The 14,184-nt window shown below is 43.6% G+C and carries 15 protein-coding genes; 9 read left to right on the top strand and 6 right to left on the bottom strand.

All coding sequences use genetic code 11. The features are described 5' to 3' along the window. Positions 1-9: 9 nt before the first annotated feature. From rfbD to C0J08_RS01365, 5 genes are all read right to left on the bottom strand, one after another. Positions 10-882, bottom strand: coding sequence for a dTDP-4-dehydrorhamnose reductase (gene rfbD / locus C0J08_RS01385; protein ID WP_212654360.1), 873 nt, complete (start codon positions 880-882; stop codon positions 10-12). Next, positions 883-1,419 (bottom strand): dTDP-4-dehydrorhamnose 3,5-epimerase, encoded by a 537-nt coding sequence (gene rfbC / locus C0J08_RS01380; protein WP_212654359.1) that lies wholly within the window; start codon positions 1,417-1,419, stop codon positions 883-885. A 12-nt stretch (positions 1,420-1,431) separates the two neighbouring features. After that, on the bottom strand, positions 1,432-2,313 hold the full coding sequence (rfbA, locus tag C0J08_RS01375; protein WP_212654358.1) for a glucose-1-phosphate thymidylyltransferase RfbA: 882 nt from the start codon (positions 2,311-2,313) through the stop codon (positions 1,432-1,434). Between the two features lie 11 nt (positions 2,314-2,324). Then, complete coding sequence (gene rfbB / locus C0J08_RS01370; RefSeq protein ID WP_212654357.1) at positions 2,325-3,407, bottom strand: dTDP-glucose 4,6-dehydratase; 1,083 nt, start codon at positions 3,405-3,407, stop codon at positions 2,325-2,327. Between the two features lie 81 nt (positions 3,408-3,488). Beyond that, positions 3,489-4,067 carry a DUF502 domain-containing protein gene (locus C0J08_RS01365; protein WP_212654356.1) on the bottom strand — a complete coding sequence of 193 codons (579 nt, stop codon included), beginning with the start codon at positions 4,065-4,067 and terminating at the stop codon, positions 3,489-3,491. Between the two features lie 147 nt (positions 4,068-4,214). Between C0J08_RS01365 and C0J08_RS01360 the strand changes: the two genes are divergently transcribed. Then, positions 4,215-5,120 carry a LysR family transcriptional regulator gene (locus tag C0J08_RS01360; RefSeq protein ID WP_212654355.1) on the top strand — a complete coding sequence of 302 codons (906 nt, stop codon included), beginning with the start codon at positions 4,215-4,217 and terminating at the stop codon, positions 5,118-5,120. Here C0J08_RS01360 and C0J08_RS01355 read toward each other — a convergent pair whose 3' ends face one another. After that, the gene (locus tag C0J08_RS01355; protein WP_212654354.1) at positions 5,121-6,392 is read right to left on the bottom strand and encodes an amidase family protein; all 1,272 of its coding nucleotides are present in this window, start codon (positions 6,390-6,392) and stop codon (positions 5,121-5,123) included. Between the two features lie 240 nt (positions 6,393-6,632). Between C0J08_RS01355 and C0J08_RS01350 the strand changes: the two genes are divergently transcribed. The 8 genes from C0J08_RS01350 (at position 6,633) to C0J08_RS01315 (ending at position 14,151) form a co-directional block, all read left to right on the top strand. Then, positions 6,633-7,433, top strand: coding sequence for a putative hydro-lyase (locus C0J08_RS01350; RefSeq protein ID WP_212654353.1), 801 nt, complete (start codon positions 6,633-6,635; stop codon positions 7,431-7,433). Positions 7,434-7,524: 91 nt separating this feature from the next. Beyond that, the gene (locus C0J08_RS01345; protein WP_212654352.1) at positions 7,525-8,502 is read left to right on the top strand and encodes a TRAP transporter substrate-binding protein; all 978 of its coding nucleotides are present in this window, start codon (positions 7,525-7,527) and stop codon (positions 8,500-8,502) included. 120 nt (positions 8,503-8,622) lie between these two features. Next, positions 8,623-9,141 (top strand): TRAP transporter small permease, encoded by a 519-nt coding sequence (locus tag C0J08_RS01340; protein ID WP_212654351.1) that lies wholly within the window; start codon positions 8,623-8,625, stop codon positions 9,139-9,141. After that, positions 9,141-10,448, top strand: coding sequence for a TRAP transporter large permease (locus tag C0J08_RS01335; protein WP_212654350.1), 1,308 nt, complete (start codon positions 9,141-9,143; stop codon positions 10,446-10,448). The genes C0J08_RS01340 and C0J08_RS01335 overlap by 1 nt, the downstream gene beginning before the upstream one ends. 18 nt (positions 10,449-10,466) lie before the next feature. Then, positions 10,467-11,234 (top strand): 5-oxoprolinase subunit PxpA, encoded by a 768-nt coding sequence (locus C0J08_RS01330; protein WP_212654349.1) that lies wholly within the window; start codon positions 10,467-10,469, stop codon positions 11,232-11,234. Between the two features lie 3 nt (positions 11,235-11,237). After that, positions 11,238-11,942, top strand: coding sequence for a 5-oxoprolinase subunit PxpB (gene pxpB / locus C0J08_RS01325; protein WP_212654348.1), 705 nt, complete (start codon positions 11,238-11,240; stop codon positions 11,940-11,942). Then, entirely contained in the window at positions 11,932-12,855 is a 924-nt protein-coding gene (locus C0J08_RS01320; protein WP_212654347.1) for a 5-oxoprolinase subunit C family protein, read from the top strand. Before pxpB ends, C0J08_RS01320 begins: the two co-directional genes overlap by 11 nt. A gap of 135 nt (positions 12,856-12,990) precedes the next feature. Next, entirely contained in the window at positions 12,991-14,151 is a 1,161-nt protein-coding gene (locus C0J08_RS01315) for an ABC transporter substrate-binding protein (protein ID WP_212654346.1), read from the top strand. Positions 14,152-14,184: the final 33 nt, after the last annotated feature.

Below are 14,184 nucleotides of genomic sequence, written 5' to 3'. Positions count from 1 at the left end.
CCTTATCCTTTATAACCGACTTAATACTTTATCCAAGCCTCTTAACCATGGCGAGCTAGATATTTCTAAATCCCTTATTTCTTCTGTATCAAATACCGAAAACGCTGGCCGCTTAGCTGGTGTTGGATACTGCTCAGAACTAATCGCCGCCAGTTTAGGTTGTTCTAATAATACCCCATGCTGCTGTGCTTTATAAAAAATAGCACGAGTAAAACCATGCCAGCTAGTTGGCATATCTCCAGCAAAATGATAGATCCCCCACGCAAGTACGCCATTACTATGATAGTTTAAGCACAAAGTTAATATTGCTTTAGCAATATCTCCCGCGTAAGTTGGGCTACCATATTGATCCGCAACTACGCCTAAACTGTCTCGTTCTTTCCCTAAACGAAGCATGGTTTTCACAAAATTATTACCGTATTCACTAAAAACCCAAGCGGTTCGCAAAATAATATACTTATCACACGTCGCCGTTACTAACTCTTCGCCTGCTAATTTAGACGCCCCGTATACCCCTTGCGGATTGGTCACATCACTTGACTTATATGGCTCCACAGCTTCACCATCAAATACATAATCAGTCGATATATGAATCAACGGAATATCCAACTTGGCGGCTTGTTCCGCTAATAAAGAAGGTCCTGTGGCATTAACTAAATAGGCTACTTCAGTATCTGACTCAGCTTTGTCCACGGCAGTATAAGCAGCGGCATTAACAATAACATCAGGTTTTATACGGTTTATAACCTGATCAATTTGCTCAGCACTGGTAATATTTAGCTCGGTCGAGTCAAAGGCAAACAATTCAACCTCTGTCCCTTCAACAACGTCTTGAAAACATTGACCAAGCTGACCATTTTTTCCTGTTAGTAAAATTCGCATTTAGTTTAACTCGTTTAACCTAAGACCAACTTGATCCTTCGCTGATAAAATTGGCTCAATACCTGTAGGCCACTCTACACCGACATCTGGATCATTCCATATCAAACACCCTTCATCGCTTGGGTCATAATAATCTGTACATTTGTACTCAAAATCCGCCGTATCGGATAAGACAACAAAACCATGAGCCAACCCAGGCGGCACCCATAACTGGCTTTTATTTTCTTCAGAAAGTGTCACACCTGTCCATTGACCATACGTTGAAGACCCTTTACGGATATCAACAATGACATCAAACACCTCACCACGTACAACACGAACTAATTTTCCCTGTGGTTTCGTCTTTTGGAAATGTAAGCCCCTAAGCACATTTTTACTGGATCGGGAGTGATTGTCTTGAACAAAAGGTAAATCTATTCCTGCCATTTCCTGATATCGAGTTGCTTGAAAGGTCTCAAGAAAAAAACCTCGTTCATCACCAAATACTTTTGGTTCAATAATGACAGCACCATCAATGTTCGTTTTAATTACATTCATTTAACTTACCTATTATCGATAGCCGTCAGCCACTTTAAGAAGATACTGACCATAACCTGTTTTTTTCAACGCCGTACCAGAAGCAATAAGTTGATCTCTACTAATCCATTTATGGCGATAAGCAATTTCTTCTAAACAAGCAACTTTCAGCCCTTGACGATGCTCAACGGTCTGTACAAATTGCCCTGCTTCCAATAGCGCATCATGAGTACCGGTATCCAACCAAGCAAAACCTCGACCAAGTAATGACACATGTAAATCGCCACGTTGTAGATAAGCTAAATTCACATCGGTAATCTCAAGCTCGCCACGTTCCGAAGGCTGAATGTTTTTAGCAATATCAATGACATCATTGTCGTAAAAATATAACCCTGTTACCGCATGATTCGATTTTGGACTGGCGGGCTTTTCTTCAATACTGATCGCTTTGCCCTCGTCATCAAATTCCACTACGCCGAAACGTTCTGGATCATTCACATGATACCCAAATACTGTAGCACCACTTGCCAAAGAAGAAGCTTGTAATAACTTATCAGAGAAATGTTGGCCGAAGAAAATATTGTCTCCTAATACCAATGCAACATTATCATCACCTATGAAATCTTCAGCGATAATAAAGGCTTGCGCTAGCCCATCGGGAGACGGCTGAATAGCATAAGTAAGTTCAATGCCAAATTGATGACCATCCCCCAACAAGTTTTGGAAACTAACTTGATCCTCTGGCGTTGTAATAATCAAAATTTCCTGCATTCCCGCAAGCATCAGCACCGAAAGAGGATAATAAATCATCGGTTTATCATAGACAGGCATCAGCTGTTTAGATACTGCTAGGGTTAACGGATGTAAACGAGTACCGCTTCCGCCAGCAAGAATAATTCCTTTACGTTTTTTCATAATAACAACCCTTACGATTGATCACCGATACGATGCAATTTGTAGTCGCCACTTAATACTCGTTGCCACCAAGATTCATTATCTAAATACCACTGCACTGTTTTACGCATTCCGGTTTCAAAGGTTTCTTCAGGCTTCCAGTTCAAATCACTGGCAATTTTAGAGGCATCAATTGCATAGCGAACATCATGACCAGGTCGATCTTTCACATAGGTAATGAGATCTTGATAAGCATTAACTCCAGCAGGTTTGTTAGGCACTAACTCTTCTAACAAATGACAAATCGTCTGTACGACTTCGATATTGCGCTTTTCATTGTGGCCACCAATGTTATAGGTTTCTCCAACCTTACCTTCCGTTACCACTTTCACAAGCGCTCTAGCATGATCTTCGACATATAACCAATCGCGAATTTGTGAGCCATCACCATAAACAGGTAACGCTTTACCTGCTAACGCATTAAGAATAACGTGTGGAATTAATTTCTCAGGGAAGTGATAAGGGCCATAATTATTAGAACAATTAGTAACGATTGTAGGCAATCCATAAGTACGTAACCAAGCACGAACTAAATGATCAGAGCTGGCTTTACTGGCTGAATAAGGGGAGCTAGGCGAGTAAGAGGTGGTTTCTGTAAACAGCGGCAATATCCCTTCCACTTCATCAGGATGAGGTAAGTCACCATAGACCTCATCTGTCGATATATGATGAAAACGAAAGGCGGACTTTTTATCAGCCTCTAAACCGACCCAATATTTTCTGGCAGCTTCTAATAATGTATATGTGCCAACAATATTTGTCTGAATAAAGTCACCCGGGCCATCAATAGAACGATCGACGTGACTTTCAGCCGCTAAATGCATAACCGCGTCCGGTTGATGCTGTTGAAATACTCGATCCAATTCAGCCGGGTTACAAATGTCTACTTGTTCAAAACTGTATCTCTCATTGAGTAAACTTTGGGGGATAGATTCTGTATTTCCTGCGTATGTTAACTTATCCAGATTCACCACGGAATGATCTGACTCACTGAGTAAATAGCGCACAACGGCGCTCCCAATAAAACCACAACCACCTGTTACCATTAATTTCATTATATCCCCTTACACAACAACCTCTGAACGAATCAGCAAATGATACAGCGAACAAAACAGAGATCCTAATATTGACGACTATTATTTCACTCTACTCTGTACTCCGGCTGTCAAGGCAAGACGCATAGCCTCTTCGACACCAATATCCAATTCGGTCAAACGATCACGAGAAATATAGAGCGTCATCCCTCCAATTTGATAGCTCAAAGGCACATAAACGCCAACTAAATCCTGATCTTTAAACAATTGTTGTCCTGTTTGCTCACCGGTAATAAAACCAATCACTTGCGCGCCATTCCATTCAATGGATACTACGCTCTTCATTTCTTTCTTTTCCGCTAAATTGAATACCATCATCATGTCTTTGATAGCACCATAGATCGACTTCACTAACGGAATACGCTCAAAAATATTGTGACTTAATTTTACTAAATAACGAAAACCATATAAGTTCACTAAAAATCCGGTAAGGACCAATAATGCTAGACTGGCAAGCAACCCCAGCCCTGGGAAATAAAAAGCATTAGGGATTAGCCATAACAATAACGGCTGAGCAATTGCTTCACCGGTCGCCAACAACCAATAGATCAGATACACAGTTAAACCAATCGGTAAAACCGCTGCTAACCCTTTAAGCAATAATTTAATCAATTTATTCATGTTAACAATGATCCTATAAAATTGTTCACAGCATACCGCAAGCTGTGTAGCACTCCTATTACTCAGATATGACTTAACGAAAAGATTGCCGAAACTTCATCTGCCTTATACTCTTTTACGCAATATCTACTTAATTAGGGTTGCTACATGAATTACAAACGCCTAGAAACTTTTGTCTGGGTTGCCTCATTAGGTAATTTTCGCAAGGCTGCAGAGCGACTTCACACCACTCAGCCTGCTATCTCCGCTCGAATTTCTGGGTTAGAGGCTGAGCTCGGGGTCAAATTGTTCGAACGCGAAGGTGGCTCAAGCCCGATTATGTTGACATCAAAAGGCAAAGAATTGCTCCCCTACGTGGAAAAAATTCTTTTTCAAACCGAGCAATTACGCAAGCGAGCAGGCCTTTCAGCCGCCTATTCAGGCATATTACGATTGGGCGTTTCAGAAACGATCGTGAATACTTGGTTACCTGATTTTCTATCACGTCTCAATAAAGATATGCCTAATCTTGATGTGGAGATGACCGTCGATATCACATCAAATTTAAGCAATGGAATAAAAGATAGATCATTAGATCTAGGGCTGTTAATGGGACCGATTTCCGAACCCAATATAGTGAATAGAGAGCTATGCACCTTTTCTTTATCTTGGGTCGCTAGTCCAAACCTTGAGCTGCCAGATAGATTATTGTATCTAGAAGAGTTGGCAAAATGGCCCATCATTACCTACGCGCGCGCCACCAAACCCTATGTGGAAATCAATCAAAAATTCCGTGAACTAGATGGGCCTCCAGCACATTTTTTTGCCTCCACATCATTAGCCGCGTGTCGTAGCTTGGCCATTGATGCTGTTGGTATTTCTACATTGCCAAACATCATGATTAACAAAGAGTTGGAAGCAGGAACCTTACGAAAAATTAGAGCGGTCTGGACGCCAAATGACCTCACTTTTACCGCGTCTTATTCTGATGAGCCATTCAACCCGATTGCTGAAGTAGCCACCGATCTTGCCGTCATCGCCGCACAGGAATACAGCAAGAAGCAAGCTCAATAACTACCGACTAAGAATGGCTTGCCATTTTTTCGCCAATCTAAGCAATGCCTGATCCTGACCATTAGCTGCGGTTAACATCAGCCCCATCGGCTCTTGTTTAAATGAAAAGGGCAACGATATGCTGCAACCGTTTAATACATTGGCCAGAGACGTATTACGCAAACACAATAGATTAAGTCGGTCATAATCGGCATCTTGCTCCAAATCCGAGAATTTCGGAGCAACGACCGCCACCGTCGGCAATAAAATCAGCGTATTAGGCTCATCGTTTGCCATTTGCTGAATAAAGGCTTCGCGAGCGGCCTGAGTCTGCTTAAACGCTTCGTCATTAATGGTTTTTGCTCGGGCAATACGTGATGCGACGCGTGGATCAATCTTGGCGTTATCTAGATCATAATTTTTGCCATAAAAAGTCTGACATTCAAAAGCAGAAAATTGCCAAACTGGTAAGTTTTTGTAGGACTCCAGAGCCTCAATAAAACGATGTTCAATGGTGATGCCGGCGGCTTCTAGCTGAGCCAACTTCGCCGCAAAACCGTCTTCAACCAAGGGATCCAAATCATTCATACCAAAGTTAGTTGGCACCACAATACGAAACGCATCAGCGGCGGCGCTTTTCTCCACTTCTGACACAAGCGCACTACCTGACATCACTTGCCAAAGTAGCTCACATTCTGCGGCCGTTTTTGCAATCGGGCCAACAGAGTCCAATGAATTTGACAAAGGCAAACAGCCTTCTCGAGAAACCGTTTGTTGTGAGGGCTTAAAACCGGTCAAGCCACAAAACGCCGCTGGAATGCGCAAGGACCCCCCCGTGTCTGTACCCAACGCGCCATCCGCCACTCCCAAAGCAACCGACGCAGCACCGCCACTGGTCGATCCACCCGTAATTCGACCCGAATTTATCGGGTTGTCTGGCGTCCCATAATGGGGGTTCAGCCCCAACCCAGAGTACGCCAACTCAGTCATATTGGTGTGACCGAACAAACTCGCCCCAGCTTTTCTTAACGCCACCACCGCTTCGGCATCTTCTTGAGCAAGGCTATCATCAAGAAAGACTGACCCAGCTTGAGTCTTATAGCCTTGAACCTGAAATAAATCTTTAATCGAAATAATGGCTCCATTTAATGGACCTTGCTGAGGCTCAACATAGTCAAAAAGCTCGGTAAACACCGCTGCCCCTTTAGTTTCAACAGTATCTAAAGCTTTGTTCCAGTGAGTGATCAGTTCGCGATTCTGCCATGCAAAAGTCGATGAAGTGGATTGGGTCATATATTCGCTCGCTACTAGAGGTTTTCGGTGTTTAATGAACAAATTACCAGCCTGATAACACCTTAATTTATCGTAGAAAATTACCCCGCTTGAAGCATGGCGTCAAAGGAAGAATAATCTCACGCCTGTATTTGATAAAAAAAATTAATCAAATCCCCCAAAAAAACACGATTAGACTTTTCACTCGAGCTAGCACTACTCTTAATAAAACACATTGTGGCAAAAATAAGGAACACACCGATGAAGCAAGCGCCATTACCATTACTGCAGCAAACCTCCGAATTGCGCCAAGCAATCCGCAGCAAAGCACATACCGGTGTTACCAGCGGTCTTGCAAAAGGCGCGATGCAAGGTAATGTGGTTATTTTGCCAGCAGACTGGGCAAATGAGTTTTTGCTCTATTGCCAGAAAAACCCTGTGTCTTGCCCATTAATTGGCGTCTCCGAAGTAGGTGATTTTAGAATGCCAGAACTTGGTGATGACATCGATATGCGCCATGACATCCCTGAATATTATGTTTACCGCAATGGCGAAAAAGTCGAAAGCCGCTCCGATATCGAAGAGTTATGGCAAGACGATATGGTGGCGTTTGTCTTAGGCTGTTCGTTTTCATTTGAACACGCCCTATCCCAAGCCGGACTCACCCCAAGAAATATAGAAGAAGACGTCAACGTTTCTATGTTTGAAACCAATATTGCCACAGTACCTGCTGGTCGTTTTTTCGGTAACACAGTGGTCACCATGCGTCCTTATGTACCAAAAGATGCCATTCGTGCAATTCAAATCACCACACGCTTTCCAAAAGCCCACGGCGCACCGCTACACTTTGGCTCACCACAAGAGATTGGCATTGCCGATTTGAAACGACCTGATTATGGCGATGCAGTGAGAATTAAAGAGGGAGAAGTCCCAGTATTTTGGGCATGTGGCGTCACGCCACAAGTGGCAATTCGCAACGCCAAGCCACCCATTTGCATTACACACGCACCAGGGAAGATGCTTGTGACGGACATTTTAGATACGGATCTCGCTGTTCTATAGCTTTACGGAGCCTTGAATGAAATGGAGCGGGTAAAACTACTCGCCATTGATAATAAGAAATGAATAACTTTTAACAATAGGAACGAGCACTATGTCAAAATTAACCAATGCATTACTCATTAGTAGCGTCGCTATTGGCGGCCTAACCTCAACAGCTAGCTTTGCTGAAAAGTGGCACATGCCAACGCCTTATGGTGATGGCAACTTACCAACTCAAATTGCTTATACTTTCGCTCAAGAAATCAAAGACAACACTAAGGGTGAGCTTGATATTACGGTTCATTCTGCTGGCTCTTTAGTTAAACACACCGAGATTCCTCGCTCTGTAAAATCTGGACAGGTACAAATAGGCGAAGTTTTCCTTGGCATCCTAGGGAATGAAAATCCGATATACAAACACGACAATATTCCTTTTTTAGCGACGACTTTTAAAGACGCTAAAAAGCTGTGGGAAGCGGCTAAACCATCAGTCACAAAACAACTTGATAAAGACGGCATGATGCTACTTTATGCTGTAGCATGGCCTGCACAGAGTCTATACAGCAAAGAACCTGTGAATACTCTAGCGGATTTAGCAGGAACAAAAATGCGAGCTTACAGCCCATCCACATCACGTCTAGCTGATTTAATGGGCACAACGCCAACGACCATCCAAGTACCTGATATCCCTCAAGCCTTTAGTACTGGCATTATTCAAGCCATGATTACATCGCCATCGACGGGGGTAGATAGCCAAGCTTGGGACTACGTAAACTATTACACAGATGTTAAAGCGTGGATTCCTAAAAATATTGTTGTGGTAAATAAACGCTCTTTCCGTCGATTAGATAAAGCAACCCAACAAGTAATACTGGATGCAGCCAAAAATGCGGAAGCGGCTGGTTGGACCAAGGTAGCTGAGCGTGCAGCGAAAGATAAAGCCACACTCGCCGCCAACGGCATGACGGTAACAGATCCGTCTCCAGAGTTGTTAAAAGAATTGCAAGCCATTGGTAAAACCATGACGGAAGAATGGAAAGCGGAAGCACCTAAAGAAGTGGGTGAGATTCTGACGCGTTACCAAAACTAAGCCTCTTCCACCGCCCAAGCTCTCTCTTTGAATATTGAGAGGGCATCGAAATAGCGCCTCCCCCAGCTAAGGAGGAGGCTGGGCGGGGGTCACCATTTGTTCTTCAAAAAAGTGAACATTATGAGCCAATTCAAAGAAAAACTTTACCTCTGTTCTGGCCTGTTGTCCGGTTTGTGCATTGTGATTATTACCTTGCTTTTATTAGCACAAATCGTTGGTCGTTTATTCGGGTTTATCGTGCCTTCTGCGGAAGATTTCGCAGGCTACGCTCTGGCGGCATCGACCTTTCTTGGGTTGGCTTATACCTTTCGTGAAGGGGGGCATATTCGAGTCACCTTGCTGATTCAACGATTTTCACCAGTACCAAGAAAGATACAAGAAGGCGTGATTCTCATCTTATCCTTCGGACTACTTTGCTTTTTGTCTTACGCCTGCTGTTACATGGTGTACGAGTCTTATATTTATGAGGAAGTCTCCTATGGTTACATACCGATTCCTCTGTGGATTCCTCAATTACCTGTCGCTATTGGCGTAATTGCGCTGACGCTGGCCATTTTAGATGCCCTAATCACAGTGCTACGTGGCAAAACACCCACCTATAGTGAACAAGAAGATGCTTTATCTTTGGAGGAAATCTAATGGATATGATGTGGATTTCTATATTGTTAGCATTTGCCATGCTGGCGCTTTTGTCTTTGGGTGTTTGGGTGTCTTTTACGCTTATTGTTATTGGCGGCTTGGGCTTAATTCTTTCAGAGAACTATCAAGTCGATTTGCTTTTTGCGACATCGAGCTGGGGAGCGAGTACCGCTTGGTCACTTACCGCTCTGCCCTTGTTTATTTGGATGGGTGAAGTGCTATTTCGTACGCGTCTGTCTGAAGACTTATTTAAAGGATTATCTCCTTGGCTAGGCGGCGTTCCAGGTAAATTATTACATGTGAATATTCTGAGCTGTGGGATTTTTGCTGCGGTGTCTGGTTCTTCTGCTGCAACCGCTGCCACCATCGGGCGTATGACGTTACCAGAACTTCGTAAACAAGGTTACAGCGACCGCATGGCCATCGGCACCTTGGCGGGATCAGGTACATTGGGATTATTAATTCCCCCTTCCATTATCTTAATTGTTTACGGTGTGGCAGCTGAAGTTTCCATCGCTCGTTTATTTATTGCTGGCGCGCTACCAGGATTGCTACTGGTTACCCTATTTATGGGCTTCACCATGATCTGGGGACATCTACACAAAAGTGAATTGCCTAAAACAGTTGACCATGAAACCAGCTGGTCAGCGCGTATCAAAGGTTTGCGCAAATTATTACCCGTTGTTGGATTAATTGGTTTTGTTTTAGGGTCTATCTACGGTGGCATTACCACACCAACGGAAGCCGCGGCCATTGGTGTGGCAGGCGCTTTGATACTCGCTGCTTTTACTGGCTCATTAAGTCGTCATAGCTTTATGGACAGCTTATTAGGCGCCGTAAAAAGCTCTTGTATGATTGGCTTTATCTTGGTCGGTGCGCACTTTCTGACGCTCGCTATGGGCTTTTTAGGCATTCCTAAAGCATTAGCTTTGTGGATTTCAGGCATGTCTTTATCTCCTATGGAGCTTATCTTATATCTCACCGTATTGTTCGTGATTTTAGGCTGTTTTTTGGATGGTATTTCTGTCGTTGTATTGACTGTGGCTGTTATTTTACCCATGGTACAAGCGGCTAATATTGACCTGTTGTGGTTTGGTATATTCATCGTATTAGTAGTAGAAATGTCGCAAATCACACCGCCTGTGGGCTTCAACCTCTTTGTGATTCAGTCACTAACAGGAAAAAATATTTTGTATGTGGCAAAAGCGGCGCTACCATTTTTCTTATTGATCGGTCTTGCGATTCTATTAATCAGTATATTCCCTGAAATCGTGACCTATTTACCAATGACCATGTCTCAGAACTAGGCAGAGAAGGAAACAATCATGAAATTAAATTGCGATATGGGTGAAGCTTTCGGCGCTTGGCAAATGGGTTTGGACGATCAAATCATGCCTTTCATCGATCAAGCCAACATTGCCTGTGGCTTTCATGCTTCGGATCCGCTCACTATGGCTAAAACCGTTGCTCTGGCAAAACAGCATAATGTCACCATTGGCGCCCATCCGGCCTACCCAGATTTAGTCGGATTTGGCCGTCGTAATATGGACATCGCACCAGCGGAATTAAAAGCCTTAATCCAATATCAAATTGGCGCGTTAAAAGGCATTTGTGAAAGCCAAAACACGCAAGTGGATTACGTCAAACCTCATGGCGCTTTATACAACACCATGATGGCAGACTTCTCGGTGTTAGAAACGGTAATGCAAGCGGTGAGCGAGCTAGATGCCACCCTGCCACTGATGGTCATGGCCGTGCCCGAAGCCCCAGAAATCAAGCAAATGGCGAAGCAATACGATATCCATGTTTGGTTCGAAGCCTTCTCCGATCGTTTATACACGGACGAAGGCAGACTGACGCCAAGAAAAGAGCCAAATGCCGTACACGCCAGCTTCGATTTGATCGAAAAGCAAGTCGAACAATTGTGCGAAACGGGCTCCTTAACTACCACTTCTGGAAAGCAGCTTGCGATTCATGCGGATACCATTTGTGTTCATGGTGATGGCGCTCATGCAGTAGATGCAGTAACTCGTATTCGCTCTTTAGTGGATAGACTAAAACTTTCTCAACCAACTAAAGCAAACACGAATTAAATCATGAGCCGTGAAGATTTCCCCAACCTAGAAATGGTCAGCAATCAGGCCTGCTTGCTGACCTTTAGTCAGGTCATTAGTGAAGCAACCTCTAATTACATTGCTCAGGTCACCCAGCATTTGGCGAAACTGTCGGGCATTGTCGATCTGGTGCCTTCTTACACCACGCTGTTAGTGGTGTTTGACGACGACCATTATGATCGCTTTGCTATTTTTAAAACCATTCGCCAGACCATAGAAAACATTGATCCCAATAACTTTTCGAGTACAGACCAGCGCGAAGTAGTAATTCCAGTGTATTACGGTAAGGAAGTCGGGCCAGATATCGAAGACGTTGCCAACCATTGTAAGTTAAGCCTAGACGAAGTGATTAAACGACATAGCGAAACAACCTATCGTGCCTACGCCATTGGTTTTACACCTGGATTCGCCTTTTTAGGGAATACACCAGACGAGCTTCATGTCCCAAGAAAAACCACACCGCGCCTAAAAGTGCCGATTGGCAGTGTGGCCTTGGCGGAAAATCAAACCGCGGTCTATCCGAGTGTGACGCCTGGCGGTTGGCAAATCATTGGTCGTACGCCCGTCAATTTAATTGATTGGAGCAGCAAAAACCTTGCGCTCATCGCCATGGGAGATTCCGTTCGATTCGAGTCCATTTCTCGAGATGAATTCTTAGAGCAAGGAGGTCAACTCGATGGCTTTTAAAGTAATCAAACCTGGTTTATTAGCACTGATTCAAGACCTAGGGCGTCATGGTCATCAATCTATTGGTTTAACTACTGGCGGGCCAATGGATGAAGTCGCCTTCCGCTGGGGCAATGCATTGCTAGACAACCAAGACAATGACGCCCAAGTAGAAATTACTTTTGGTATGTTCACAGTGGAAGCACAAGCGGATACCAGCATTGCGATTACCGGAGCGGATCTAGCGGCAACACTGAATGATAAAAGCATCATGCCTTGGCAAAGCTACGCCATTAAAAAAGGCGATATTTTAGCTTTCCAGCAGCCAGTTTGGGGACTGCGTGCTTACCTCGCGGTAAAAGGCGGTTTCCTTTGTGAACCCGCGTTAGGCAGTGTGGCGACGGTAGTCCGTGAACAGATTGGCGGATTAACTGGCAAAGGCGACAAATTGCAAAAAGGCGACCTGTTACCCTATCAAGCAAACCCGCATCATGAAAAAAGATCGGTACCTCATTTGGCAATTCCTAATTATGGCAACAAAGAAATTCCGGTCATTCTAGGTTATCAGTACCAGTCATTTTCCACGTTGGAACGCGCTCATTTTTTCTCTAGCGATTACACAGTGTCGTCCAACTCGGACCGTATGGGCTATCGCTTAGAAGGACAAGAAGTCCATAGTAACTTAAAAGGCATCATCTCCGAAGGTATTGCTTATGGCGCCATTCAAATCCCCAAAGATGGCCAGCCAATTGTCTTACTACAAGACAGACAAACCATCGGCGGCTACCCAAAAATGGGCTGTGTGACTCGCATTGGCGGCAGTATTCTGGCGCAACAAAAACCGGGAAATATTATCCAATTCACACCCATTACCGTGGACCAAGCCGAGCAAGAACGTCATTTACAAATGGCACGACTTGCCCAGTGGCGTTGATACTTATTTGTCTATGCAAAGCTGGATTACCAGCTTTGACATTTACTTACCAAACTTTCGTTCCATTCCTGTTTTTTTATCTTAGACTGATGACTCACCTGTTTTACTTTTTCATTGGTGGGATGAAATCTGTTTATGATATTAAAAATCATCACTTGTTTAACTCTGTCCCTTGTTTTAATAGGTGAAGCTGCTCACTCATCTGAACTACGCTTTGGTTTTACTGGACCATTAACAGGCCCAAATGCTTTGACTGGAACTCAGCTGGTAAGAGGCCTAGAGCTGGGGTTTAAACACATCAACGACAGCAAAAAACTTAACTATTCACTATCGCTAATTCCATTAGACGATGGCTATGAGCCAAGCCGAACGCCATCACAAGTCACTAAGCTTATTCAGGATTACGGGGTAAAAGCCATGTTGGGGAGTGTTGGTACTCCGACGAATCTTGCTTCTCTGAGTGTCTTATCCAAATACGATATACCGCTTATATCACCGTTCTCTGGCGCACTATCTCTTAGAGCAGAAAGAGCATCGCCTTTTATTTTCAATACTCGGGTAAGTTATACCGAAGAAGCCTATTATTTAGTTAATCTATTAATAAATGATTTTGGTATTAAACCGAATGAAATTGCGATTTTCGCACAGAAAGACAGTTACGGTGATGCCGGATTAGCAAGCACAATAGATGCATTGCTAAGCGTTGGTCTTAAGGACCCAACATCAATACTGCAGATTAGACATCAACGTAATAGTAATGAGGTAAACCACTCTGTAGCCGATGTTTTGGGAGTTTTTCCCATTCCAAAAGCTATTATTTTGGTCAGCACTTATGGCACTAGTGCTAATTTTATAAAACAACTTGAGCACTTTGGTATTTCACCTCTTTTTGCTGCTTTTTCATTTACAGGGCTTGAGGCAATACAAGCACAAACAAGCGATACAGAAGCAAAGATATTAATCACGCAAACTACGCCTTCGCTGATTGATTCAACTTCCCCTATTATCAAACAGTTAAAAGAGGATATGGCACGTTTTGGGGACATGGCTCCTCCAACAACGATACAACTAGAAGGCTACATCAATGCTCTCACAGTTGGACAAGCACTGTTGCCATTAAAAGATCTCCCCACCAGTGACGAGATTGAAAGCAGCTTAAAAGAACTTTTACGAGATAGTAATGATACACAGAAACAAAACGAACTGTTCATTTTAAACCAAAAAAAACAACATATTTGGGTACAGTTTATCAACAAGGGTAAGTTACAAACACGACCTTACGCAGACATTCAGTGAGCAGCGATTAGACGAGAAACAACAGTAGATCCT

The sequence above is a fragment of the Marinomonas sp. CT5 genome (assembly GCF_018336975.1).
GTDB lineage: Bacteria > Pseudomonadota > Gammaproteobacteria > Pseudomonadales > Marinomonadaceae > Marinomonas.
The sequence above is the reverse complement of the archived record's forward strand: the minus strand, read 5'-3'. Positions and strand labels throughout refer to the sequence as shown.

Coding starts and splice junctions, on each gene's coding strand:
- pxpB (WP_212654348.1), top strand. CDS start 11,238: ATGAGCCGTGAAGATTTCCCCAACCTAGAAATGGTCAGCAATCAGGCC.
- C0J08_RS01355 (WP_212654354.1), bottom strand. CDS start 6,392: ATGACCCAATCCACTTCATCGACTTTTGCATGGCAGAATCGCGAACTG.
- C0J08_RS01345 (WP_212654352.1), top strand. CDS start 7,525: ATGTCAAAATTAACCAATGCATTACTCATTAGTAGCGTCGCTATTGGC.
- C0J08_RS01315 (WP_212654346.1), top strand. CDS start 12,991: ATGATATTAAAAATCATCACTTGTTTAACTCTGTCCCTTGTTTTAATA.
- C0J08_RS01320 (WP_212654347.1), top strand. CDS start 11,932: ATGGCTTTTAAAGTAATCAAACCTGGTTTATTAGCACTGATTCAAGAC.
- C0J08_RS01330 (WP_212654349.1), top strand. CDS start 10,467: ATGAAATTAAATTGCGATATGGGTGAAGCTTTCGGCGCTTGGCAAATG.
- rfbB (WP_212654357.1), bottom strand. CDS start 3,407: ATGAAATTAATGGTAACAGGTGGTTGTGGTTTTATTGGGAGCGCCGTT.
- C0J08_RS01335 (WP_212654350.1), top strand. CDS start 9,141: ATGGATATGATGTGGATTTCTATATTGTTAGCATTTGCCATGCTGGCG.
- rfbD (WP_212654360.1), bottom strand. CDS start 882: ATGCGAATTTTACTAACAGGAAAAAATGGTCAGCTTGGTCAATGTTTT.
- C0J08_RS01365 (WP_212654356.1), bottom strand. CDS start 4,067: ATGAATAAATTGATTAAATTATTGCTTAAAGGGTTAGCAGCGGTTTTA.
- rfbA (WP_212654358.1), bottom strand. CDS start 2,313: ATGAAAAAACGTAAAGGAATTATTCTTGCTGGCGGAAGCGGTACTCGT.
- C0J08_RS01360 (WP_212654355.1), top strand. CDS start 4,215: ATGAATTACAAACGCCTAGAAACTTTTGTCTGGGTTGCCTCATTAGGT.
- C0J08_RS01340 (WP_212654351.1), top strand. CDS start 8,623: ATGAGCCAATTCAAAGAAAAACTTTACCTCTGTTCTGGCCTGTTGTCC.
- rfbC (WP_212654359.1), bottom strand. CDS start 1,419: ATGAATGTAATTAAAACGAACATTGATGGTGCTGTCATTATTGAACCA.
- C0J08_RS01350 (WP_212654353.1), top strand. CDS start 6,633: ATGAAGCAAGCGCCATTACCATTACTGCAGCAAACCTCCGAATTGCGC.